At 62.1% G+C, this 22,680-nt stretch carries 26 protein-coding genes, 3 pseudogenes and 3 riboswitches; of the genes and pseudogenes, 19 read left to right on the top strand and 10 right to left on the bottom strand.

Translation table 11 applies throughout. From position 1 onward, the window contains the following. A complete protein-coding gene (locus GU927_RS13845) occupies positions 1-480 on the top strand; it encodes a hypothetical protein (protein ID WP_217765653.1) in 480 nt (159 codons plus the stop codon). Beyond that, complete coding sequence (locus GU927_RS13850; RefSeq protein WP_161763034.1) at positions 440-1,150, top strand: hypothetical protein; 711 nt, start codon at positions 440-442, stop codon at positions 1,148-1,150. The genes GU927_RS13845 and GU927_RS13850 overlap by 41 nt, the downstream gene beginning before the upstream one ends. Here GU927_RS13850 and GU927_RS13855 read toward each other — a convergent pair. After that, entirely contained in the window at positions 1,127-1,981 is an 855-nt protein-coding gene (locus GU927_RS13855) for a TniQ family protein (RefSeq protein WP_394357679.1), read from the bottom strand. The two genes, GU927_RS13850 and GU927_RS13855, sit on opposite strands and share 24 nt — an antisense overlap. Between GU927_RS13855 and GU927_RS13860 the strand changes: the two are divergent. From GU927_RS13860 to GU927_RS13870, 3 genes and pseudogenes are all read left to right on the top strand, one after another. Next, positions 1,910-2,287: pseudogene (locus tag GU927_RS13860) on the top strand (acyl-CoA dehydrogenase family protein). The gene GU927_RS13855 and the pseudogene GU927_RS13860 sit on opposite strands and share 72 nt — an antisense overlap. 19 nt (positions 2,288-2,306) lie before the next feature. After that, the gene (locus GU927_RS13865) at positions 2,307-2,585 is read left to right on the top strand and encodes a hypothetical protein (protein ID WP_161763035.1); all 279 of its coding nucleotides are present in this window, start codon (positions 2,307-2,309) and stop codon (positions 2,583-2,585) included. Next, positions 2,582-2,989 carry a RidA family protein gene (locus GU927_RS13870; protein WP_161763036.1) on the top strand — a complete coding sequence of 136 codons (408 nt, stop codon included), beginning with the start codon at positions 2,582-2,584 and terminating at the stop codon, positions 2,987-2,989. The genes GU927_RS13865 and GU927_RS13870 overlap by 4 nt, the downstream gene beginning before the upstream one ends. 69 nt (positions 2,990-3,058) lie before the next feature. Here the strand turns inward: GU927_RS13870 and GU927_RS13875 are convergent, their stop codons facing one another. Both GU927_RS13875 and GU927_RS13880 read right to left on the bottom strand, forming a co-directional pair. Then, the gene (locus GU927_RS13875) at positions 3,059-3,355 is read right to left on the bottom strand and encodes a transposase (RefSeq protein ID WP_161763037.1); all 297 of its coding nucleotides are present in this window, start codon (positions 3,353-3,355) and stop codon (positions 3,059-3,061) included. 107 nt (positions 3,356-3,462) lie between these two features. Next, positions 3,463-3,885: pseudogene (locus tag GU927_RS13880) on the bottom strand (thiolase C-terminal domain-containing protein); the annotation flags it as partial. 149 nt (positions 3,886-4,034) lie between these two features. Here GU927_RS13880 and GU927_RS13885 point away from each other — a divergent pair. Next, positions 4,035-4,883 carry a Rossmann-like and DUF2520 domain-containing protein gene (locus tag GU927_RS13885; RefSeq protein WP_161763039.1) on the top strand — a complete coding sequence of 283 codons (849 nt, stop codon included), beginning with the start codon at positions 4,035-4,037 and terminating at the stop codon, positions 4,881-4,883. Positions 4,884-5,023: 140 nt separating this feature from the next. Here GU927_RS13885 and GU927_RS20750 read toward each other — a convergent pair. Beyond that, positions 5,024-5,209: pseudogene (locus tag GU927_RS20750) on the bottom strand (IS481 family transposase); the annotation flags it as partial. 609 nt (positions 5,210-5,818) lie between these two features. Between GU927_RS20750 and GU927_RS13890 the strand changes: the two are divergent. Further along, positions 5,819-6,985, top strand: coding sequence for an acetyl-CoA acetyltransferase (locus GU927_RS13890; protein WP_161763040.1), 1,167 nt, complete (start codon positions 5,819-5,821; stop codon positions 6,983-6,985). A gap of 738 nt (positions 6,986-7,723) precedes the next feature. On the opposite strand, the gene GU927_RS13895 is transcribed toward GU927_RS13890, so the two are convergent. Continuing rightward, entirely contained in the window at positions 7,724-7,948 is a 225-nt protein-coding gene (locus GU927_RS13895) for a hypothetical protein (RefSeq protein ID WP_161763041.1), read from the bottom strand. Positions 7,949-8,052: 104 nt separating this feature from the next. Between GU927_RS13895 and GU927_RS13900 the strand changes: the two genes are divergently transcribed. Next, complete coding sequence (locus tag GU927_RS13900) at positions 8,053-8,229, top strand: hypothetical protein (protein ID WP_161763042.1); 177 nt, start codon at positions 8,053-8,055, stop codon at positions 8,227-8,229. A gap of 352 nt (positions 8,230-8,581) precedes the next feature. Here GU927_RS13900 and GU927_RS13905 read toward each other — a convergent pair whose 3' ends face one another. The 3 genes from GU927_RS13905 to cbiB form a co-directional block, all read right to left on the bottom strand. Continuing rightward, entirely contained in the window at positions 8,582-9,016 is a 435-nt protein-coding gene (locus GU927_RS13905) for a lytic murein transglycosylase (protein ID WP_161763043.1), read from the bottom strand. A 490-nt stretch (positions 9,017-9,506) separates the two neighbouring features. Next, complete coding sequence (locus GU927_RS13910) at positions 9,507-10,547, bottom strand: IS110 family transposase (RefSeq protein ID WP_161763044.1); 1,041 nt, start codon at positions 10,545-10,547, stop codon at positions 9,507-9,509. A gap of 130 nt (positions 10,548-10,677) precedes the next feature. Beyond that, complete coding sequence (gene cbiB / locus GU927_RS13915) at positions 10,678-11,586, bottom strand: adenosylcobinamide-phosphate synthase CbiB (protein ID WP_161763045.1); 909 nt, start codon at positions 11,584-11,586, stop codon at positions 10,678-10,680. A 193-nt stretch (positions 11,587-11,779) separates the two neighbouring features. Between cbiB and GU927_RS13920 the strand changes: the two genes are divergently transcribed. The 9 genes from GU927_RS13920 (at position 11,780) to cobD (ending at position 18,766) form a co-directional block, all read left to right on the top strand. Continuing rightward, positions 11,780-12,127: a hypothetical protein gene (locus GU927_RS13920; RefSeq protein WP_161763046.1), complete on the top strand. Its 348-nt coding sequence runs from the start codon at positions 11,780-11,782 to the stop codon at positions 12,125-12,127. A 336-nt stretch (positions 12,128-12,463) separates the two neighbouring features. Then, complete coding sequence (locus tag GU927_RS13925) at positions 12,464-12,649, top strand: hypothetical protein (RefSeq protein ID WP_161763047.1); 186 nt, start codon at positions 12,464-12,466, stop codon at positions 12,647-12,649. A gap of 513 nt (positions 12,650-13,162) precedes the next feature. Then, positions 13,163-13,385: riboswitch (cobalamin riboswitch) on the top strand. A 66-nt stretch (positions 13,386-13,451) separates the two neighbouring features. Further along, complete coding sequence (locus GU927_RS13930) at positions 13,452-14,120, top strand: energy-coupling factor ABC transporter permease (protein WP_161763048.1); 669 nt, start codon at positions 13,452-13,454, stop codon at positions 14,118-14,120. Continuing rightward, on the top strand, positions 14,117-14,407 hold the full coding sequence (locus tag GU927_RS13935) for an energy-coupling factor ABC transporter substrate-binding protein (protein WP_161763049.1): 291 nt from the start codon (positions 14,117-14,119) through the stop codon (positions 14,405-14,407). The genes GU927_RS13930 and GU927_RS13935 overlap by 4 nt, the downstream gene beginning before the upstream one ends. After that, positions 14,364-15,143: a cobalt ECF transporter T component CbiQ gene (gene cbiQ / locus GU927_RS13940; protein WP_217765654.1), complete on the top strand. Its 780-nt coding sequence runs from the start codon at positions 14,364-14,366 to the stop codon at positions 15,141-15,143. The genes GU927_RS13935 and cbiQ overlap by 44 nt, the downstream gene beginning before the upstream one ends. Then, positions 15,140-15,991 (top strand): energy-coupling factor ABC transporter ATP-binding protein, encoded by an 852-nt coding sequence (locus GU927_RS13945; protein WP_161763050.1) that lies wholly within the window; start codon positions 15,140-15,142, stop codon positions 15,989-15,991. The genes cbiQ and GU927_RS13945 overlap by 4 nt, the downstream gene beginning before the upstream one ends. A gap of 44 nt (positions 15,992-16,035) precedes the next feature. Continuing rightward, positions 16,036-16,217, top strand: a riboswitch (cobalamin riboswitch). A 43-nt stretch (positions 16,218-16,260) separates the two neighbouring features. After that, entirely contained in the window at positions 16,261-16,956 is a 696-nt protein-coding gene (bluB, locus tag GU927_RS13950) for a 5,6-dimethylbenzimidazole synthase (RefSeq protein WP_161763051.1), read from the top strand. Between the two features lie 88 nt (positions 16,957-17,044). Then, positions 17,045-17,770: a propanediol utilization protein gene (locus GU927_RS13955; RefSeq protein ID WP_232489222.1), complete on the top strand. Its 726-nt coding sequence runs from the start codon at positions 17,045-17,047 to the stop codon at positions 17,768-17,770. A gap of 15 nt (positions 17,771-17,785) precedes the next feature. Continuing rightward, positions 17,786-18,766, top strand: a complete 981-nt coding sequence (gene cobD, locus GU927_RS13960; protein ID WP_161763053.1) for a threonine-phosphate decarboxylase CobD — start codon at positions 17,786-17,788, stop codon at positions 18,764-18,766. Here the strand turns inward: cobD and GU927_RS13965 are convergent. Both GU927_RS13965 and cobO read right to left on the bottom strand, forming a co-directional pair. Next, on the bottom strand, positions 18,763-20,208 hold the full coding sequence (locus tag GU927_RS13965; protein WP_161763054.1) for a cobyric acid synthase: 1,446 nt from the start codon (positions 20,206-20,208) through the stop codon (positions 18,763-18,765). The two genes, cobD and GU927_RS13965, sit on opposite strands and share 4 nt — an antisense overlap. Positions 20,209-20,260: 52 nt before the next feature. Then, a complete protein-coding gene (gene cobO / locus GU927_RS13970) occupies positions 20,261-20,902 on the bottom strand; it encodes a cob(I)yrinic acid a,c-diamide adenosyltransferase (protein ID WP_161763055.1) in 642 nt (213 codons plus the stop codon). Between the two features lie 44 nt (positions 20,903-20,946). Beyond that, positions 20,947-21,182: riboswitch (cobalamin riboswitch) on the top strand. Between the two features lie 89 nt (positions 21,183-21,271). Here cobO and GU927_RS13975 point away from each other — a divergent pair. After that, positions 21,272-21,640, top strand: a complete 369-nt coding sequence (locus GU927_RS13975) for a DUF1636 family protein (protein WP_161763056.1) — start codon at positions 21,272-21,274, stop codon at positions 21,638-21,640. Between the two features lies 1 nt (position 21,641). Beyond that, positions 21,642-22,676, top strand: coding sequence for a cobalamin biosynthesis protein CobW (cobW, locus tag GU927_RS13980; RefSeq protein WP_161763057.1), 1,035 nt, complete (start codon positions 21,642-21,644; stop codon positions 22,674-22,676). Positions 22,677-22,680: the final 4 nt, after the last annotated feature.

Here is a 22,680-nt window from a genome sequence, read left to right on the forward strand (position 1 = left end):
GTGACCGTTGGAAAGGGCAAGTTGCTGCCGGATTCGGCAAGCGCTTCTGCGCTGCCGTTTCGTGTGCGCGCAACGGATGCACTTGCATCTGATAATGACATCCGTGCGGAGTATGATCTGATCGCCGGGATGGAGGCTTCGCAGACGCGCGGCGCGGCGTTCTATGAACAGTTCACTTCCCTCTACCTGCCGCAGGCCGACATTGATGAACTCGTACAAAATCACGTGCGGCAGGATTTTGAAGCCTTGCTCCGACAGTATCCGGGTTTCGGAACCCTGCCCCTGTCGGCGCAGATTGCGCTATGGGACATGATTTACAATCTTGGTCCGAGGGGACTGGCGCAGTTCCGGATGCTGCGGCAAGCTATCTTGGACGGGGATTGGGAGGAAGCAGCAGAGCAGTCGAATCGGAACGGGCCAAGTGAGGCGAGAAACCAGTATGTCTTCGATCTATTTATCGATGCGGCGGAAGAACCGTGACTGGTTGATTGGCACCTTTGCTGCCGCCGCCTGCTTGACGTCGTTTGCCCTGGCCGAAACCGGGACCGTGCGCATAGGTGCGCATTTTTTCCCCACATCCGAGCATCGATACCAAAGTCTTCGCTCGGTGTCGGAGATTCAGGATCAGTTGAATGCGGACATGCAGCAGTTCGTAACTGGCTTCTCAGGCTGTCCGGCAATCGTCGAAGGGCCGTTGGACGCGGGAAAGCCACGCGATCCGCTGCGCGACACGTCGACCATTATCCAGTCGATCCGTGTTTGGTGCTGGGCGATTGCGCAAACTGACCCCGCCGCGCAAGTATCGGCCCCTGGGCTTGGCGCCGAGATAACGACGGAGCTGATCCAAGGAATCATGGCAAATGCTGAAATGCTTGCGGCTGAGGATGAAGACTGGTCCCAGACGTTGGTCACTTTCACAGACGGCGAAATCACCTGCACCGATCAGGAAAGATGCCGGCTGTCTCTGCTTGATGGGAAAAATCCACCCGAGCAGTCCGTGGATTTCGACCTGATCATGGCAACCGGCGACGAGCGGTTCATCCTGGTGACACAGTCGATTTATGGACGCTCCGGTTTTGTTTATGGCGTTCGCTGGCGCGAGAGCGAAAACGGTGGTGAAGTGGTTTCAATCTTCCCTGACCGACTGTAACGGCGTCTCTTGCTGCTTTCGCGAGAGACGTGACTTTGCTTCCAGCAAGTCGGCAAGATTGGGCATTCTGGTTAAAGTAGCCCGCTGTAACCCGGCGGTTTCGGCAAGCCGTCCCGTCAGTGCATTGACCAGCCCATTGTGATTTCCAGCGGCATTAGCAAGTTGGACCCACAGGATCGGTGGGCCATCGCCTTTGAGGCCAGCTGTTCCGCTTGGCCCTTCCGAAAGCCGCCGGAAAAAATTGTAGCGAACCCGTTGCGACAGATGCGGGAGCTTTGATGTCCCCGGACCAACAGGTACTGAGTATCTCGAAAGCCGCGCAGCGAGAGGCTTTCGGTCGTCCTGCGCGCGCCCAGTGGAATCAAGGCGCAGCACATCGTCGATCAGGCGCTCGAGGCGTCGGGCGCCTATGTTTGCCGGGCCGGTCGGTTTCGCGAGAGGGGTGTCGCAGAAGGCGCAGTTCTGCTGTGGCACGAGGCGAGCCTGGCGAAATGGCGCAAGGCGCTGACCACAAGACGGGCAGCGGTCACGCAATCGGCAGCCATGGCGAAAGCAGGACACGCGGGTTGCCAAGGTCCAGCTGCGCCGGAAATAGGGCACCTCGTCTTCCCGCAGGCACGTAGGACAGTATTGCAGCCATGTAGACTGCGCCGTCGATGCCCCTGCATGTTGCGGCCGGGTCCGCAGCAGCAAGCGCAGGGTCGAGAGTGGACTGTTGGCCAGACAAAGACCGTCGATCTCTTCAGGGCAGATCGCCGTATGGTCGAGCAGCAAGCGACGAACCGCCTCCGGCAGATGCCGGTCGGAGCCGAGCCGCTGTCTTCGCTGCAAATGGTGCAGGACAATCTGGCGGACATGGCGCTGGAAATCGACGCTGCGGCGCTGTTGATCTATCGAGCCGCCTGGGCTAAGGACCGCGCCGCCTCCCGCATCGCGCGAGAGGCGGCGATGGCCAAGTTGTAAGCCACCGAGGTGGCGCAGCGGGTGATCAGCCTGGCGGTGCAGTTGCATGGCGGCAACGGCGTGCGCCATGGCTTTGCGGTCGAGACGCTTTCCCGCGACATTCGTGCCCTGCGCATCTATGATGGCGCCATCGACGTACAGCGCGTGATCCTCGCCCGGAGCCTTCTGGCATGAGCTTGCCCATTCTATCCCTATGGAATTCAACCGCTGCGACCCAGCGGGGATCGTGTTCTATCCGCGCTATTTCGAGATGATGAATTCGGTCATCGAGAATTTCTTCCGCGAGGCGCTGGACTATTCCTTCGTCCGCCTGGGGCTCAGTTCCGTCACCTTTAGCATCACCGCGCATAGCGGCGCTCAGCAGCGGATGACGGCCTGCCCGATTCTGGTCAGGCTGACGCCGGAAGGCAGGTCCGCGCCCTGGCCCGACAGTATCCGACCCCGCCTAGCCGACCATCAGGAGGCCACATGACCGACGACAGCCCACATCAGACCCTGCACCCTTCGAATTGGAAACCGGCCAGCGGCTATGCCAGCGGCATGGCGGCCGAGGGACGGATGGTATTCACCGGCGGCATCATCGGCTGGAACGCGCAACGCGAATTCGAGACCGACGATTTCGTTGGCCAGGTGGCGCAGACCCTGCGCAGCATCGTCGAGGTGCTGGCCGAAGCGGGCGCGCGGCCCGAGCATCTGGTGCGGCTAACCTGGTATGTCACCGACAAGCGGGAATATCTGGGCGCGCTGAAAGACATCGGCCTAGCCTATCGCCAGATCATCGGGCGGCATTTCCCGGCGATGGCGTTGGTGCAGGTGGTGACGCTGGTCGAGGACCGTGCCAAGGTCGAAATCGAGGCGACGGCCGTGGTTCCGTAACCAGTCAGGGAGGGCAGACGTAAATGTAAAGTGAAGATTTTAAGCGCTAAATTTAAGGTCTGTTGACATTCACCTGATTTGAATGAGGGTTGCTGCGAGAGAGATGAAGGAGGCGAAGCTCTGAATTGTTTTGAATGACCGCATTGCGATACCTGTGTTTTCCTTGAGCTTTCGGAAGAAGTTCTCGATCAGGTGCCGCCATTTGTAGGTCTCTTTGTCGAATGTCGCGGGGAAACGCCGGTTCGATTTCGAAGGGATGACAGGGGTAATTCTCCGGTCATCGAGAGCGGACCGCAGCCAGTCGGCATCAAGCGCTCGGTCGGCGCGCAGGTCATGCGGCGGGGGACAGGTAAAGGCAGATGTCATCGCGTCTCATGCCCCAAACGTGACACGCTCGCCCAACCATGGGATCAAACACCTAAGTGTGATTTCGGGCTTCAAGCCGACGACCCCGCACCTGATCTTTTCGGCCATCACTTCACCCGTTCCAAGATGGAGACATAGTTTGCCACAGCCGCCCCGCCCATGTTGAAGATGCCGCCGAATTGTGGGTCTTTCGCTTGGATTGCGCCCGCCTCATCGCACAGCTGCATGGTGGTCAGCACATGCATCGACACACCTGTCGCCCCGATCGGATGGCCCTTGGCCTTCAGCCCGCCCGACAGGTTCACCGGCAGCCTGCCGTCAGGCTGGGTCCAGCCTTCCTTGATGGCGCGGGCACCCTGACCTGCCGGGGTCAGACCCATGGCCTCATACTCGATCAGCTCGGCGATGGTGAAACAATCGTGCGTTTCAACAAAGGACAGATCGCCCAGCGTCAGCCCTGCCCGATCCAGGGCCTGCCGCCATGCCACTGTGCAGCCCTCAAAACTGATGATGTCGCGTTTGGACATAGCTGGCGCTGCGCAATCGTTCTGCGAATGCGCTCATTTCGGAATGCTATGCACGGCGCTCGCAGGCATTCAAGAATGCCCATCGAGCTTGCGCTGATCGCCGATGCCGGGAAGAAGATATGTTGCCGGTCAGAATCACGCAGGAGGTAGATATGAGTGCAGGTCAGGTCCAGCGCATCAACTTCATCGGGACGGGGAAAGTTGGAGAGACGCTGATGCGGCGCATCAAGCTGAGCCGCGGTTGCACGGTTGGAGAAGTGGCAAGCGGGCATGTAGAGAGCGCCGTCCGGGCCGTAGTCTCGACCGGTGTCGGCATTGCCGTGGCTGCGCTTGACAGGATGGAGTCGGCCGAAATCTGGATCCTAGCCGTCCCCGACCGTGATATCTATGCTGTCGCCCTCGCTCTGGCCCAAAGTCCGCGTCTTCCGTCATGGGGCTGTCCAGTCGTCTGTCATTGCAGCGGGTTTCATTCACTCGATGTCCTCTCCCCACTCAAATCGCGGGGGTGGCGGACAGCGAGTTTCCATCCCGTGATGAGTTTCTCTGACCCCGAAGCCGCCGCCGCCCGGTTCCCTGGCACGTTGTGTGGCATCGAAGGCGATGCGCCGGACGAGATTTCCCTTTTGGTCGAATCGCTCGGCGGCAAAGGCTTCTCGATCGAGCCTGACCGAAAGGCACTTTACCACGCGGCGGCTGTCTTTAGCAGCAATTTCACCGTCGTGCTTCAGGCGATCGCCCTTGCGGCGTGGAAAGAGGCGGGTGTGTCCGAGGAAGTGGCGACCCAGCTTTCGGCAGCGCTTTTGACTGGCACGGCCGCAAATGTGGTGCGGGATGGCCCCCAAGTGGCGCTCACTGGTCCGGCCGCGCGGAACGAGGAAGAGGTGATCCGTCAGGAGGAGGCCGTACTCGCTCAGTGGCGCCCCGGCTCAGCCGCCCTGTATCACGATCTGACGACCCTCGCCCGAACGCTGAAGCTCACGGGGAGAGTCTACAAGACATGATTCAGTCACACGGCCGGGGAACACCGCCGCACGGGACTGCTGTATGAGCACGGTTACGTATTTCCCATAGGACTGCGCTATCTTGATCGCATGGCGTCGCTTGTGAACGATGAGACCTCCGACCTGCCCGCGCTGATCCGGGAGGAGCGTGGCTCCTTCGGCACTGTCTTGAGGTCCTCCACCGTCGCGCGCTTCCGCCACTTTGCAACCGCCTTCGGATTGATGCCCGACTCACGGCTCAGCCGCGTGAGCGAAGCTTGCGATCGCTGTATTGCAGCTCTGACGGCGAACGTGGTCGTGGCTCTCCCGCGACGAACCTGTCCCATGTTGCTTCCTTCCATTCCTTAGAAAGGATCGCACCATTAAACGGTGGGATCAGACACCTAGTCGATTCTTGCGCGAAACGAGGAATATCGTCCGGCACATACCGCTGTCGGGATATGGGACCAACCTAAATCCGAACCTATGGAAGTGCGCTCCCCGAAACATTGCGACAACAGGCACGAGATGGTGAAAGGGTCACTCCAATTGCTTCTTGAACCTGAAGTGTGGACCGGCAAGGCAAACGCCTGTGCCTCCCGGGGCATTGAGGAAGACACGCGCGGAAATCCATTGTGGCTCGCTGCGATGACAGATAGGGCCGCTCAAGCAAGCCGGATATTCGCCAGCAATGGTGATTGCCGAACCAGTACCTACCAGACCGTTGCTATCAGGCGGGGTCCATATAGGCCAATACATGGGCGGCAATGGCCGGGTGGGGCGTGCTAGCCGAGACCAGTGCCTAACAGGTTCGGCTAACACGCCCGATCATCGAAAGACCAGGGCTTGACGTCGCCACTACGGACGGGGAACGTGAGATGTTCGCGCTTAAGGGCGGCGACAAGGTCGATGTCGACGGCCGCAGGGCCGTTGCATATAGTTAGGACAGGAAAGCCATGAGTGTCAGCATCGTTGGTTGGGCGCACACGCCATTTGGGAAACATTCCGAAGAAACTGTGGAGAGCCTGGTGGTTCGCGTCGTGCGCGAGGCGCTAGACCATGCCGGGCTGGCCGCCGAGGACATTGACGAAGTTTATCTGGGCCATTTCAACGCCGGGTTCTCAAAGCAGGACTTTACCGCCTCACTGGTGTTTCAGGCCAGCGACGGCTTCCGCTTCAAGCCGGCGACGCGGGTGGAAAACGCCTGCGCCACGGGATCGGCCGCCGTGCATCAGGGCATCAAGTCGATCGAGGCAAAACGGGCGCGCAGCGTGCTGGTTGTGGGGGTCGAGCAGATGACCACGACCCCCGCTTTCGAGATCGGTCAGAATCTGCTGAAAGCGTCCTACCTGCCCGAGGATGGCGATACTCCCGGTGGCTTTGCCGGGGTGTTCGGGCGGATCGCCGATTCCTACTATCAGCGTCATGGTGACCAGTCCGAAGCACTGGCCCTGATCGCGGCCAAGAACCACAAGAACGGTGTGGGCAACCCTTATGCCCAGATCCGCAAGGATCTGGGCTATGACTTCTGCCGCACGGAAAGCGACAAGAACCCCCTTGTTGCCGGGCCGTTGAAGCGCACCGATTGCTCGTTGGTATCTGATGGTGCAGCGGCTGTCGTGCTGATGGACGGTGACGCCGCCACCGAGATGCGCCGTGCTGTCCGCTTTCGTGCGACCGCGCATGTGCAGGATTTCCTGCCAATTTCCAAACGCGACATCATCCGTTTCGAAGGCTGCACCGAGGCCTGGCGGCAAGCGCTGAGCCGGGCGGAGCTGACATTGGGTGATCTGTCCTTTGTTGAAACCCACGATTGCTTTACCATCGCCGAGTTGATCGAGTATGAGGCGATGGGCCTGACACCGGCGGGGCAGGGCGCCCGGGCGATCAAGGAAGGTTGGACCCAGCCTGATGGCAGACTGCCGGTGAACCTGTCAGGCGGGCTAAAGGCCAAGGGCCATCCTGTCGGGGCAACTGGTGTGTCGATGCATGTGTTGACCGCCATGCAGCTTTGCGATGAGGCGGGCGCGATCCAAGCGAAAGACGCGCAATTCGGCGGCATCTTCAACATGGGAGGGGTGGCCGTGGCAAACTATGTCTCCATTTTGGAACGGGTAAAGTGATTGCCGACAAGATCAAGGTCGGGATCGTCGGTTTGAAGGCTGAAATAAGCTGGACCGCGCGCGCATATTCATGCCTTGCGCAAACTGTCCGGCGTGTTCAAGAGTGCGGACGATGCGGGCAAGCATGTCTATTGCGAATGGCGGCTTGGCAATGGTTTGGCCTAGGAGCTTGATTCCCATCGCTGTGCGGGCGCTCTTCGCTGGGGTCAGCAGGAGTGGAGGGCAAACTTCTGGCGCAGGCTCAGGTCGGCCTCGATCAGGCGGCCTTCGTTATGCAACAGTGCCCTGATGTCGGGCGTCAGGTACTGAGTGCGGTCTTAGAAGAGCGAGATTTCCTAGGGCTACCCGGTCTTTAGGTAGGCTTGCAATTCGGGGTGAAGCTGATTGGCGTCGCGGTCCTGGGCATGGAAACGCTGCAGAGACAGGTGGCGGTCCAAAGGGAGGCCGGGTAGGCGTTGCTTGTTCAGGAAGACGCTGTGCAGGCGGGTGACAGGCCGGGGACTCCGGTGTGGACGAAACTCTTGCCATTGGTGTGCGGCAGATGGATTTTGGCAGGATGCTGGCATTGGCGCCCAGCACATGGCCGCGCAGATGGGCAAAGCGGGGTTGCAGCGAGCAGCGAATGGCGCGGGCGGTGAAGGTGTCGTCGGGCAGGGCGGGGTCGCGCATCGCCTCGAACGGCTCCAGCTGGTCGGGGGGGAGGGCGCCGAGGATTTCCGAGATGGGTGGAGGAATTCATCAACGTCGATATGGCTCTGTCCAGGCAGGCGGCAGGCTCGATAGGCGGTTCTGGTGCCGCTCGGGGCGGGTGCCTGCGATGGCCCAGCGGGTGTCGTCGCAGCGGGCGGCGGTGACCTGCGGGACGCGGGACAGTGAGTCAAAGGCGGCGTCTTCGGGGTCGTCGAAGTACTGCCAGATGCGGGCACGACCAAGCGAAAGCTGGTGGGCTGTGAAGGCAGCCACCTTTTCCTGCGGTGCCTTGACGATGGAAACGAGGCCCCAGTCTGCTGTCAGAGTGTGTTCAGCAGATCGACCGTCGGCCAGGCGTCGGCGGGCAGAGCAAGGCGATGCTGTTCCTTCTGCTCCGCATCGTGGGTGCCCGCGCCAAGGATGCCGTTGATCTAGCCGGCATCATGGCCCAAAGCCCTCAGTTTCTGCTTCTGGGCTGTCATCTGTTCTGGCGTCAGCGCTGGATCGGGAGTGCCTGCGGCATAGGGCAGGGCATCTTGAATCTGCGTGGCTAAATTGGCTGTGGGCAGGACATAGCTAAGCTCTGGCTCCAGTAGAACAGGGCTCGGAAGTTCTGGTAGATCAGGAAAGCCGGGCCCTTGCGGCCCTGCGGCAAGCTGTCTTTGCGCGGGGCAATGCCTAGGACGACCAAGCCTCGGCAGGCTGTTTGGTGTGCAGATCCGAAAGCGACCATTCAAACCTCTCGGGCACGGTGACTTCGGTCAGTCAGGGCTCTCCGTCACGTCGGCTGTTGTGGCGCAGAAGGTTGACGCGCGACAGGATGGCGTCGGGAACCGAGATATTCAACGTTACATGCCCGTCACTTTCGCAATCGACGCCGCGCGCCAGAATGTCGGCGTGCAGCGCCTAGACCATCCCGATCTCGCTCGCCCAGACGACGGTGGTGTCCAGAGGGAGCTCAACAGCGGCCTGCAGCGCGATGGAGGTAAAGATCTGCGGCCGGAGCACCCCGGACCAGCGGCAATCTTGGGCAAGGGTCGGAAGGGCGTTGCGGGTCTTGAAATCGCCCTGGGTCTGGCCGAAGTCGGTCTCGAAGGCCCAGAAGGCAAGTAGGAAGCCACGCGGGGTGAGTAGCCGGCCTCGACGAGGGCGGTGGAAAGACGGCTTTTCGAGATCAGCTATTGCGAGAAATCGAGAAATGTCTTGCGGAAGATACCCTGGCTGTAGTGTGCTTTCAGCACTTTCTGGTCCACCCGCGCGCCGGTCAAAAGGCTTTTCACCGCATCCACGGGCAAGCAGGACGATCAGGGCAAGGTTGCGCTTGGAGTGGATTGGGTTCAAGCTGGTTCAGATTGAACCCAATCCAAGACCGGCAAGCTGTTGGTTATGTTGCGTATCTCCTCAAATCACGTGAACCTGATTGGAAGAGAATCGCTTCCGTAATGGGCGAAGTGAAGTCAAGTATCTTGAAAACATGAGAATAAACGGCGCTTGCCGTGGGATGCAACGCGATGGCCACTGGAACCGAACCAGTGACGGACTATCGTATTCGTCGTCTCTTCGGCGTGCAGGCTTTCCGCTCCGTCCGTCCGAACCTGGTCGCTTCGCCGGATTCATGCTTCCGTCCGTAGTCGGCGCTTGGCCGCCACTATATGCCTTGTCAGATGGATCCCGCGCGCCGATCTCTTTGGCGTGCTCTTGCCTTGCGGCAGGTACGAGCGATTCTGCGGCGTCATCGGAATCCACGTCCCGGCGAAGGGACATCGGAGTTCTCTGCGTCTATGCTTGACCCGATCTTGTGCTCCCGTTCTGTTCTGGGGTTTTTTGTTATTCAGACACTCTTGGCGGGATGGTCAGTCAGACTGAAGCGGAACACCGTACTGTCCGCCCACATCCGGTGCAGCACGACGCCAAGCCTGCGGGCGACCGCAACGACGGCGCGCTTCATTCCGCGCCGTTGCGCAACCCGCATGCCCCAGGCGCGCAACCAGGAGTTCTTTGCACTGTGGTAGAGCATAGAGGTGGCCGCCTGATACAGTGCCGTTCGGCCCCCCGCATCGCCCGCCCGGCTGATGCCACCGACCACATCGCGTTCACCGGATTGATCACGCCGCGGTGTCAGACCGAAATGCGGCCCGACCATCTTCGACGACCGAAACCGCCCCGGATCATCAATTCCGGCTTTCACGGTCAGTGCGACAAGCGGTCCGACACCCGGCACGGTCATCATCAAGCGGCAAACATCGTCGGTGCGCGCAACATCGCGAAGCCGCTTGTCGATGCGAATCAACTCGGCACGCAAAGCGGCCCGACCCCGCAACATCGATGTGACCGAGGCCTTGAGAGTGCTGTTGCCCTCAGCAAGTTCCCGGGCACGCGCGTCCAGCAGACCCTTGCTGACCAGACCGACCTTCAGACCAAAACCGCGCAAAAGGCCGCGCATCGAAAGTTCGATGGCAATGGCACCGCCCTGCAGCGTCTTGCGCGTTGCCAGCAAAGCCCGGATCTCCTGGGAAGACACCGATTTGCAATGCACCGGGCGGAACCACCCCATGCGCAGGAGCTGTGCTATGCCAAGTGCGTCGCGACGGTCTGTCTTGATCGGCATTGCCTTCAAGGCCCCCTTCACCTGCCGCGTTTCCATCAGAACGATCGTCAGGCCAGCCTCGGTCAGATGCTTGTACAGCCATTGCGACAATGGACCGGCCTCCATGCCGATGCAGCTCACCTCATGGTCCAATCCATGCACGAAGGTGATCAAGGCATCGGGTTCGCTGAGAACCTTCGTTTCCTTCACAACCGCGCCGCCCTGATCCATCACGCAAACCGACGATGCTTCCAACGAAACGTCGATGCCGATAAAGTATTCCATGTCGTTGTCCTCCTTTGCAAAAGCCAGGGGCACGCCATCCAGCAAGGCCCCGTGTCACGATATGTGACGAGGGCAACGACACCAAACTTCACCGTTGGAGACCGACTCGCCCATTACGGCATCTCTAGCGTCAAGTTAGGGCGATCAGGGCCACCAGAGCAAGCATCCCGGCCCAGGCCCGCCACAACGCGCGGCAAGCCGCGTCGATGTCGTCCGGACCGGGGTCGCGCCGCCCTTCGGGCCAGACCCAGGGATAGTCGGTCATCACACCGCCATAGCTGCGCGGCCCGGCAAGCGAGACGTTCAGCACCGGTGCCAGCGCCGACTCGGGCCAGCCCGCATTGGGGCTGCGGTGTCTCGGCGCGTCGCGCAGCACCGGGCGCGGGTCGGTCCAGCCGCTGGTGAGCGCGATCAGCAGCGCAGTCAGCCGCGCAGGGATCAGGTTCAGAAGGTCGTCCCAACGGGCCGAGGCCCAGCCGAAGTCGCGGTGCCGGGGCGTCATGTGGCCCACCACGCTATCGGCGGTGTTGGCCATCTTGTAGACCAGAAGGCCGGGCAAACCGCCGATCAGATACCAGAATGCCGGGGCGATGGCGCCATCCGACAGATTCTCGGCCGCGGATTCGATGGCGCCACGGGCCACGTCGGGTTCGTGCATCGAGACGATGTCGCGGCCGACGATCATCGCGACGGCCTGCTTGCCATGGTCAAGGCTGCTGCGCAGACCGTCGGCAACGGCGCGGACGTGATCAACAAGGCTGCGTTGCGCCAGCAGGATCGCCACAGTAAGGCATTCCAGAACGCCCCAATCCGGGATCAGGTGGATCAGCCAGCCCAGTGTCGCAGCAAACCCGACCAGCGCCACTGCCATCACAATCCCGGCCAGCTTGGCAACAGGCGGCCGGTTGAGCCACCGGTCAAGTGCGGCGATCAGGCGGCCCATCAACGTCGCCGGATGCGGCAGGCGGTGCCAGAGCCAGTCCGGCTCTCCCATTAGGGCATCGAGGAGAAGGGCGAGGACGAGAATCGGGGCTGTCATGGCTACGAGACATCCCGGTTCGGGGGGCAAGTGCAAGGGGTGCCGTCTGTCCTGTTTAGCCACTGCCTGTTGCGCGCTCCGGCAAAACCGTCATGCTACCCTCATAATTTTGCAACAGGCCTGCGCCATCAAGGACTTACCGTGATTTTGGCCATTTCCAACCGAGACTGAAGGTCAGGAGGGCGCGGCCAGGTTGGAATTTCTGCCGCCCGAAGTGCGTGAAGGGCTGGAGGCCGCGCGCAAACGCGAACGGCGAAAGCAGTCAAAGCTGCATGTGTCGGTTGGCGATACCGTGTTCCCGGTGCTGCGGTTCTTGCAGGTTGGCTTTGCGCTGGACGGCGTTCATGGAGAGCCGTCGCATGGAAATCCTTCTGCCCGAGACCGGCCGCATCGTGCTATTCGATACGCCCGACCATATCGCGGTCTGGGGGCGGATCAGGCGGGATGTCCCATCGTCATGCATAACCAGGGTGGCATGCCGCGCGGCGGCAGCGACTTTGAATGGCAGATCAACGGAACGCTGGGCGAGATCTACGCGTGACAGGGCTGCATGGCGGCACGCATCAAGTTCAATTGACGATCGAGGGCGCGCGTGGAGTGGTTGATCTGATTGAGCGGAGCCAAGTACCGCCCGAATGCACGGTAGGCGATTGGCCCGATCACATCTATCGTCGAAAGTGGCGCGGCTCTATGTCCGGATGGGCGACGAGATTCGCAACGGCACCCTGAGCGCGCCAACTTTCGATAACGTCGTCCGCTCCATCGCGTAAACGACGCGATGGAGCGGACGGCGCAGGCGCGGCAGTGGCTGGATGTCCAAGCGTGCAACCCACCGCTGCAAGTTGCGCAAAATTGGAAAATCGCAAGGAATACGGCCATGTTCGACTCTGGTGAAAAACAGCGCTCATCGCCGGCGCGGCAAGCGGCGTCGAGCGCGCGACGACCGGTGTGGACCGCTTTGGTGGGCTGGACCATCTGGCGCTTGCGCAGGCATCAATCAGCAGGCACCGTGGCCAGAGATAACCGACAAACAACGGCGTTGAACGATTTCGACCAACCTTGATGTCGCCTTCGACCTGATCCGCAGCGCGGCAAAGGCGCTGCGCGACGGGGGTCTGCTGTCACCCAGGCATCGGTTGCGGCGCAAAAGGGTGGCACCATCGGCTTTTCGCACTACGGCGCCTTAAAAGGAGGAATCCTTGCTCTGACGCGCGCCGCCGCGCAGGATCTGGAACCGCGTATCTGGGGGAACTGAGTGTCGCCCGGTCTGATCTGAACCCCGATGACGACCGAGCAGCAATAAGATTCCCCGGACGAAATGACCGGCTGCGGCTGAATGTGGCCTGCCGCAGTGGCTTAAGCGGGATTCTATCCTGAATATGGAGGAGGAAATCTGCTGCACATCGACCACGCACTACTCGGGTCTATTCCTGTGCGGCCTTGGCCGACGAGCATGACATATTCTTGATCTTGGATATTATGCCGAAACTACATACCGGAAGACGAGGCCCTCCTATTGCTGCGAGTTCAAGAGCGCCGGAGGATGTATCCAACGATTGACAAGACCCGCCCCAGACGGTTAGCTGGCTGGGATGGTTCCCAGTGCCATGGGATCAAAAGGGAACACGGTGAGGATTACCCATCAGGGGCCGAACCCGTGACTGCCCCCGCAACTGTAAGCGGCGAGGTCCCGGTCGAATGCCACTGGCTCCCCCCTTTCCACGGGGACAAGAGCCGGGAAGGCGACCGGGGCGCAACGACCCGCAAGTCAGGAGACCTGCCATCGCTCTATTGCTGCAAGCCGTCCGGGGCGGGGTGTCCTTGGGTCTTTCGATAGCAGCGCGTCCGATGTGGAAGGATTGTACATGCACATCATGGAGGGCTTCTTGCCCGCATCCCATGCGTTGGGATGGTATGCCGTTTCGGCACCCTTTGTCTTGGCAGGGGCCGCGCGCATCCGCAGAATAGTTCGCGAAAAGCCCGAGGTGCGGCTGACTTTGGCTGCCGCGGGGGCGTTTGCCTTTGTGCTGTCGGCACTGAAAATCCCGTCGGTCACTGGGTCTTGTTCGCACCCTACCGGCACCGGGCTGGGGGCGATTGTCTTTGGTCCTTCGGTGATGGCGGTGCTGGGTGTCATCGTTCTATTGTTTCAGGCCCTTCTTTTGGCGCATGGCGGGTTGACCACGCTGGGAGCCAATGCTTTTTCCATGGCGATTGTCGGGCCTTGGGTGGCTTATGGGGTCTGGAAACTGGCCGGTCGCGCGGGCCTGTCCTTTTCCGCATCAGTGTTTCTGGCCGCCGCTTTAGGTGACCTTGTCACTTATGTTTTCACTTCTCTGCAGCTGGCGCTGGCCTATCCAGATCCGGTTTCCGGGTTCACCGGTGCCGCGCTGAAATTTGGTGGCATCTTCGCCCTTACCCAAGTGCCGCTGGCGATTGCCGAAGGTCTGCTCACAGTCGTTGTGATCGAAGCGCTTTCTGGCAAGACACGCGATCAGGACCGGATTGCCGCGCTGGCAGGAAAGTTCAAATGATATCGACCCGCTCTGTCTGGATGCTGCTCGGCGTGGCGTTGATCGTCATCATCCCACTTTTCATTGGCGGTGAGTTTGGCGGTGCCGATGGCGAGGCTGCCGCGCTGATCGAGACGAAAAAGGGGTTCACCCCATGGTTCCGCCCGATCTGGGAACCACCGAGTAGCGAGGTCGCGAGCTTGTTCTTCTCATTGCAGGCTGCCTTGGGCGCCTTGGTGATCGGCTATGTCATAGGGCGATCCCATGGGCGCAAGGACGGCGCAGCGAACAAGGACGGCCAGTCCTGAGATGTCAGTTGGAACGCTTGACCGCGCCGCCAGCCTGAATCGCTGGCGGCATCGGGCCTTGGGTGAAAAAGCCCTGATCGGTTTGGGTTTTCTGGCCCTTGCCGTGACGCTGCCGCCTTGGCCGGGGGCGGCTTTGGTCAGCCTAGCCATGTTGGGTTTCACTTTCCCTGGGGCGCGGGTTCCATGGAGGCTTTGGCTGGCAACCGTGGCGCTGCCCTTGGGGTTTCTCGCCGCGGGCGCCGTTTTGCTCTTGGTGCAGGTAGGCGGCGACGGCATCGGGCTGGCCCTTGGCGGGACCGAGCGGGCGGCCCTGCTGTGCCTGCGGGCGATGGCGGCGACGTTTTGCCTGATGTTCCTTGCCTTCACCACTCCGGCCGCGGAGTTGATCGGCGGTCTTCGGCGGCTGTGGGTTCCGGCCGAGATCGTGGAACTGGCGCTCTTGACCTATCGATTCGTCTTCATCATTGCCGATGAGGCCATGGCAATGACGGCGGCCCAACGTGCACGGCAAGGCCACTCTACCCGCAGCGGCTGGCTGCGCTCGACGGCGATGGTGATCGCCAACCTATTGCCGCGGGCAATGGCGCGGGCGCGGCGGATGGAAACCGGGCTGGCGGCGCGGGGCTGGCAGGGTGAGTTGCGGGTTCTGTCACAGCGCAACCCGGTATCACTCGGCATGGTGGCGCTGGTATTGATCTTGCAGGCAGCAATCCTTCTGGCGGGGACGCTTCTATGACCGCGGTTTTGTCGGCCCATGACCTGCATTACGCCTATCCGGGCGAGGTGTCGGCCTTGCGACAGCTGTCGCTTGACATTGCACCAGGGCGCAAGATGGCCATTCTGGGGCCAAACGGGGCGGGCAAATCAACGCTGCTCTTGCATCTGAACGGCTCACTCCGGCCGGATCGGGGCGAGGTTCGCCTGGCGGGCCAGCCGGGCGTGTATTCCCGCCGGGGGTTGGTCCACTGGCGCAGCCGGGTGGCTTTGGTATTGCAGGACCCGGACGACCAGATCTTCGCCGCTACCGTGGCCGAGGATGTGTCCTTCGGTCCGCTCAATCAGGGTCTGTCCGAGGCCGCCGCTGCCTTGCGGGTGCAGGCGGCGCTGGTGGCTTTGGGGATCGAAGATCTGGCGACACGTTCGACACATATGCTGTCGGGTGGGCAGAAAAAGCGTGTGGCCATTGCCGGAGCAGTGGCGATGGAGCCAGAGATTTTGCTGCTTGATGAGCCGACCGCAGGTCTTGACCGGGAAGGTGCAGATCAACTGATTGCGCTTTTGCGCCGACTTGGTCAGCGCGGCATGACACTGGTATTCTCGACCCATGACATCGAACTCGCGCTTGCTCTGGCCGATGACGTGGCTTTGTTCCAGAACGGCACGGTGCTGGTGCAAGGTGAGGCCGGGGCGCTTTTGTCCGACCCAGAATTGCTGGCCACGGCAGGCCTGCGCCCTCCGGTTCTGATCGAACTCTGGCTGGGTGCCACGAAACGTGGACTTTGCCCGCCCGGTACGCGGACGCCGCAGTCAGCAGACGACCTGTTGGCGCTGCTGTCCGCTGCTCCGTTGAGCGTCGCCGGATGATCTCCAGGTCGTCGTGAAGATCCTTGCCCGCATCACCCGCTTGGGGTATCAAATAGGTGTCTGGTGCCCTGCGCAAGCGGGGAGAATCGGGAATGTGGTGCAACTCCACAACGTGCCCAACGCTGTAAGGTGGATGGGGTCGCAGATGCCACTGGCCGCAAGGCTCGGGAAGGCGCGGTCCTGGATGAAGCCAAGTCAGAAGACCGGCCAGACAGGACCAGAGATGCCGAAGGCCAGCGGCACCCCTGTTTTTCGCCAAGGGGAATACCATGTCTGATCTTGCACCCGCTGAGAACGCGCTTTTGCCGTCCGGGCCATTTGCGCCCGCCGAACTGGCGGCAGTTTACCGTGCGATCCACACCCGCCGCGATGTGCGCAGCCAGTTCACGGCGCGCGAGATCGACGAGGTAACGCTGCGCCGCCTGTTGCTGGCCGCGCATCACGCGCCTTCGGTCGGATTATCGCAGCCATGGAACTTCATTGTCATCCGCTCGACCGGGGTGAAAGCCCAGGCACAGGCCGCGTTTGTCCGCGCCAATGCCGAGGCCTGCGCGATGTTTCCCGATCATCAGCGCCCGCTTTATTCGGCGCTGAAGCTGGAGGGCATCCTGCAAGCCCCGGTCAATCTGTGCATCACCTGTGACCACAGCCGGGGCGGACCTGTTGTGCTGGGCCGCACGCATCAGCCTGAAATGGACCTTTTCTCAACCGTCTGCGCCGTGCAGAATCTTTGGCTGGCGGCAAGGGCCGAGGGCATTGGCGTGGGCTGGGTCAGCATCTTTCACAAGGATGATCTGCGCGGGATCCTGGGGTTGCCCGATCACGTCTCGCCGGTCGCCTGGCTGTGTCTGGGCCATGTTGATACGCTTTACGCCGAACCAGAGTTGCAGGCCAAAGGCTGGGCCACCCGCCTGCCACTGGAGGATCTGATTTATCACGAAGGTTGGGGGCAGCATGGCAGCTGACGGCCCCGCTTCGGGACCAGTTCACCTGCCGTGCCATTTTGGCGAATGGTTGCAGGGTAGGCTTGGGGCGGATGGTCCGCTGGCCTTGGTGACGCTTACCCCGAAAGGGGTTAGCGTTGCCGCTTGGCGACGTCTCGACCGGGGCCTTTTCTGTCACACCATCGGCCATGGCAACTTGCCTCCTGCCGTGCTGGCCCGCTTTGCCCACGCGCTTGGGCGCAGTTTGGGCGGCAGGGTTCAGTTGCGCCTGCCCTACCCGCCGGGTCTTGGCACCGGCATGTCCACAGCAGGGCTTTTGGCGATAGCCCGCCTGACTGCGGGGGCGCAAAGCCCTTTGGCTCTTGCCCGCGCATGTGTCGCGGCGGAGGGGGCCAGTGACCCGCTGATGTTCAGGAACCCGGGGCGGTTGTTGTGGGCCCCGCGTCTGGGTCGCGAGCTGGCCGCGCTTCCACCGCAACCCCGCGCGCATTTGCTGGCCGGTTTCTGGGGGCCGCCACGTCCCACGCAAGCGGCGGATCAGAACTATGACGACGTCTCTGATCTGGTGGCGCGCTGGCAGGCTGGCGGCCCTTTGGCGACCCGCGCCGCGCTTGCCAGTGAAAGCGCCCGGCGCTGCATCGCCCGGCGCGGCCCCTTGGGCGACCCGACGGAAAGTCTTGCTCGCGATCTTGGCGCGCTTGGCTGGACAATCTCACATTCCGGCGCGGCGCGGGCGTTGATCTTTGCGCCTGGTCACCTTCCGCCCCACGGCATTTCGGCCCTGCGCGAAGCGGGGTTGCGTGGCGTGCATCAGCTGGTTACCTGCGGCGGCTGAACGGGAGACATCAGGATGCGCGATCACGGAAATGACCATGGGGGCAATCTCGATCAGGCGATGGCAGCCTATGGTGCCGGCGACTGGATTGACCTGTCCACCGGCATCAATCGCCGCCCTTGGCCGCTGCCCGATGTGCCCGCCGCCGCTTGGCGCAATCTGCCGACACGGGCGGCGCAAGCCGGGTTGATTGCTCAGGCTGTGGCAAGCTGGGGCTTGTCTGCGGCGGCGGAGGGCGTGGCCCTTGGCGGTGCGCAAGCTGCGATCCAGTTGGTGCCGCGCTTGCGCCCTGCGGGCAAGGCTGCCGTTCTTGGCCCGACCTACAACGAACACGCCGCTTGCCTTCTGGCCGAGGGATGGCAGGTGCGCAACTGCACCCATCCCGATGATTTGCGCGGGGCCGATCTGGCGGTCATCGTCAACCCCAACAACCCCGATGGCCGCAGCTTCCGACCTGAAACGCTTCTGGCGCTGGCCGAAAGCATCGGCCTGCTCGTCGTGGATGAAAGCTTCGGCGATGTGACGCCAGAGCTGTCGCTTCTGCCCCGGCTCGGGCAGCGCAACCTCTTGGTGCTGCGCTCTTTTGGCAAGTTCTACGGGCTGGCGGGGCTGCGCCTTGGCTTTGCTTTCGGTGCCGGGGCCGAGATTGCCGCGCTGACCCGGATGAGCGGGCCTTGGCCCGTCTCTGGCCCCGCGATCGAAATCGGAGGGCGTGCCTTGGCCGACTCGGCCTGGGCATCGGCGATGCGCGCCCAGCTTGCCACAGATGCTGCATGGGCCGATGCCCTTGCCCTTATGGCAGGTTGGCAGGTCGCTGGCGGTTCGACGCTGTTCCGGCTCTATGACACCGCAAATGCCGCACTGGCCCAGGACCGGCTGGCCAAGCATCAAATCTGGAGTCGTATTTTCCCATGGTCCGAAACCCTGCTGCGCCTTGGCCTGCCGGGGCCAGAGCCGGAATGGGACCGCCTGCAAACGGCGCTTTCAGGCTGTTAGCGAGCCAGCGCCAACAGGCCCGGCACATCCAGATGGGCCTCGACATGGTCGGCCAGGGCGTCCAGAACCGTCTCGACTCCGGCCGCGTGGTTGCGCGCCGCGGCGTGGATCCCCAGTTGGCCAAGATAGGCCCTGCGGAAGGCATCTTCGTGAAACAGCCCATGCAGATAGCTGCCGCAAATACGCCCACCTGCGCTGATGGCCCCCTCATCGCGGCCCTTGATCCGTGCAAAGGGGCGGGCGCAATCGGGACCATGGCTTCGACCAATGTGGATTTCATAGCCCTCAACCGGCAGGCCGGTGCCGGCATGACTGGCCTTGACCCGCGACAGCCGCTTGTCCGGCGTCATCACGGTTTCGACGTCAAGAAGACCCAGGCCCGCCGTCTCGCCCGCCGGTCCTTCAATGCCATCTGGATCACAAACCTTCCGGCCCAGCATCTGGTACCCCCCACAAATGCCCAAAACATGCCCGCCGCGCCGGATATGGGCGGCAAGATCAATGTCCCAGCCTTGCGCCCGCAGATAAGCCAGATCGCAGCGCGTGGATTTGGATCCCGGCAGAATCACCAACCGCGCATCCCCCGGAATGGCTTCGCCCGCGCGCACCATGACAAGGTTGACACAGGGTTCGGCCTTCAACGGATCAAGATCATCGAAATTGGCAATGCGCGAGAAAGTAAGGCAGGCGATCGTGATGCCTTCGCGCCTTGGGGCCGAGGCAATGTCCAGCGCATCCTCGGCAGGCAAGAGATGCGCCTGCGAAAACCACGGCACCACGCCAAATCCGCGCCAGCCAGTGTGCGCCGCAATCAGCCGATAGCCATCGTCGAAAAGCCGCGGATCGCCGCGAAATTTGTTGATGAGAAACCCAGCCACCATCTCGGCATCGGCTGGGTCAAGAACTGCTTTGGTCCCGACAATCTGAGCAATCACGCCTCCCCGGTCAATGTCACCGGCCAGAACCACAGGCACATTGGCGGCCCGGGCAAATCCCATGTTAGCAATGTCGCCCGCCCGCAGGTTCACCTCTGCCGGGCTGCCTGCGCCCTCGACGATGACAAGGTCATGCGCGGATTTGAGCCGTCTGAAACTTTCAAGAACCGCCTCCATCAACTGCGGCTTCAGTGCCGCATATTCCCACGCGCGTGCCGTGACCAGACGCTTGCCCTGCACGATGACCTGCGCGCCAGTTTCGGATTCGGGCTTCAGAAGAACCGGGTTCATGTCAATCAAAGGCTCCAACCCGCAAGCCAAAGCCTGCAGGGCCTGCGCCCGCCCGATCTCGCCGCCATCGGCCGTCACTGCGGCGTTGTTCGACATATTCTGCGGCTTGAAAGGTGCCACCGAAAGCCCCCGCCGCCGCGCCGCCCGACAAAGCCCTGCCACCAACATCGACTTGCCGACGTTTGACCCGCACCCCTGAAGCATCACCGCCTTCATGGACGGCCCCCAGCACAACGAAGACCCCTGTAAATGCGCCCGCGTCGCCGCATCAGAATTCAACCCCGGGCTGGCCCTTGATTCCCGCGCGGAAAGGATGCTTGATCAGGGCCATCTCGGTGACCAGATCGGCCGCCTCGATCAGCGCCTCTTTCGCGTTGCGCCCGGTCAGGCAGACATGGGTCAATAGGGGCTTTTCGTCGCGCAGGAAGGTAAGAACTTCGTCGAGGTCAAGATAATCATAGCGCAGGGCGATGTTGATTTCGTCGAGCAAGACAAAGCGGATCTCGGGGTTGCGGATCAGCTCCTTGGCCCTTTCCCAGCCCTTGCGGGCGGCGGCGATATCGCGGGCCTTGTCCTGGGTTTCCCAGGTAAAGCCTTCGCCCATGGCGTGAAACTGGCAGAGGTTGGCAAAGTTGCCTTCGATCAGGCGGCGTTCGCCGGTGTCCCAGGCGCCCTTGATGAACTGCACCACGGCGCAGGGCATGTCATGGGCGATGCAGCGCAGGATCATGCCGAATCCTGAAGAGGATTTGCCCTTGCCTGCGCCCGTATGGACAATCACCAGCCCTTTTTCTCCGGATTTTCCTGCCATGATCTTGTCACGGGCGGCCTTCTTCTTGGCCATTTTGGTGGCATGGCGGGCAAGGTCTTCGCCTTGGTCCACGGCGGCGCTTTCATCAGTCTCTGGCATTGGCGGCGTTCCTTTTGCTTGACAGCGCGGCCAATCTGTCTCAGGAGGGAGACATAGGCGCTGGTGCCTGTCTTAGGGCAGGCCAAAAGGGAATGCGACAGGTTTTGTGACGTCTTTCGTCGCCTCGCCGAAGCGCAGCCGCCCCCGCGACCGTGACCGGAAAGGTCTGCTCAATGCCACTGGCCGCAAGGTTCGGGAAGGCGGGCAGAGCGCTGGGGCAAGGCTTTGCCGCGTCCCGATATCCGCAAGCCGGGAGACCTGCCAGATCCTGATCTGAATCGCGCGGACGGGGTGTTCCGTGACCTTCGGGTGTTGGGATTTCACAACCCAATCCGTCGGCCATTCCCGTTTGCACTTATGGGAGGGGCCATGGCCGCTGTTCTTCACGTTTGCACCACCTGCCGCGCCGGTCAGCCGGTGCCCGAGGGACAGGATTGTCCCGGAACCACGCTGCACAAGGTGCTTGCGGCCGAAGCCCTGCCGCAGGGCGTGACGCTCCGCGCCGTGGAATGCCTTTCGGCCTGCGATCATGGCTGCACGGTGGCGCTGACCCGCCCCGGCGGCTGGTCCTATGTCTATGGCCGCATGACGACCGCCGATGCGCCCGAAATCCTGCGCGGGGCCGCGCTTTATGCCGCCAATGCCGACGGCCTGGTGCCCTGGCGTGACCGCCCGGTGATTTTCCGCAAGCAAAGCCTGGCCCGTATTCCCCCGATTATGCCCCCGATGGAGATCTGACATGACCGACCTGACCAAAATTCCCGTTACCGTGATCACGGGCTTTCTGGGTGCCGGCAAGACCACGCTGATCCGCCATCTGATGCAGAACCCGCAGGGCAAGCGGCTGGCGATTCTGGTCAACGAGTTTGGCACCATGGGGGTGGATGGCGACATCCTGAAATCTTGTGCTGACGAGAGCTGCCCGGCGGAAAACATCGTCGAACTGGCGAACGGCTGCATCTGCTGCACGGTGGCAGATGATTTCATCCCCACCATCGAAGCGCTGATGGCCCTGCCACAGCGGCCCGATCACATTCTGATCGAAACTTCGGGTCTGGCCTTGCCCAAGCCTTTGCTGAAAGCCTTCGACTGGCCCGCGATCCGCTCGAAGATCACGGTTGATGGTGTGGTGGCGCTGGCCGATGCCGAGGCGGTGGCGGCGGGTCGCTTTGCCCCCGATGTGGCGGCGGTGGATGCCCAGCGGGCTGCCGATGCCTCGATCGATCACGAAACGCCGCTGTCCGAGGTCTTCGAGGACCAGATTTCCTGCGCCGATATAGTGCTTTTGTCCAAGGCCGATCTGGCCGGGGACGCCGGTCTTGCCGCCGCCCGCGCGGCGATCGAGGCCGAAATGCCGCGCCGGGTGCCCATTCTGGCCATGACTGACGGGGTGATCGACCCGCGGGTGATCCTTGGCCTGCAAGCCGCCGCCGAAGACGATCTGGCGGCGCGCCCGAGCCACCATGATGGCCATGACGACCACGAGCATGACGACTTTGCCTCGGTCGTGATCGACCTGCCCGAAGTGGTCGACGTCGAGGAGCTTGTGGCCCGCATCCAGCGCCTCGCGCGTGACCGGCACATCCTGCGCGTCAAGGGCTATGTCGCCGTTCAGGGCAAGCCGATGCGCCTTCTGGTGCAGGCGGTGGGCGAGCGGGTGCGCCATCAGTTTGACCGGCCTTGGGCCGCGATGCCGCGCCAGTCGCGGCTGGTGGTGATTGCCGAGTATCACGACATCGACCCCGCCGCGATCCGCACCGTGCTGGGGGGCTGAGCGC

It is taken from the genome of Paragemmobacter amnigenus, assembly GCF_009908265.2.
Taxonomy (GTDB): Bacteria; Pseudomonadota; Alphaproteobacteria; order Rhodobacterales; family Rhodobacteraceae; genus Paragemmobacter; species Paragemmobacter amnigenus.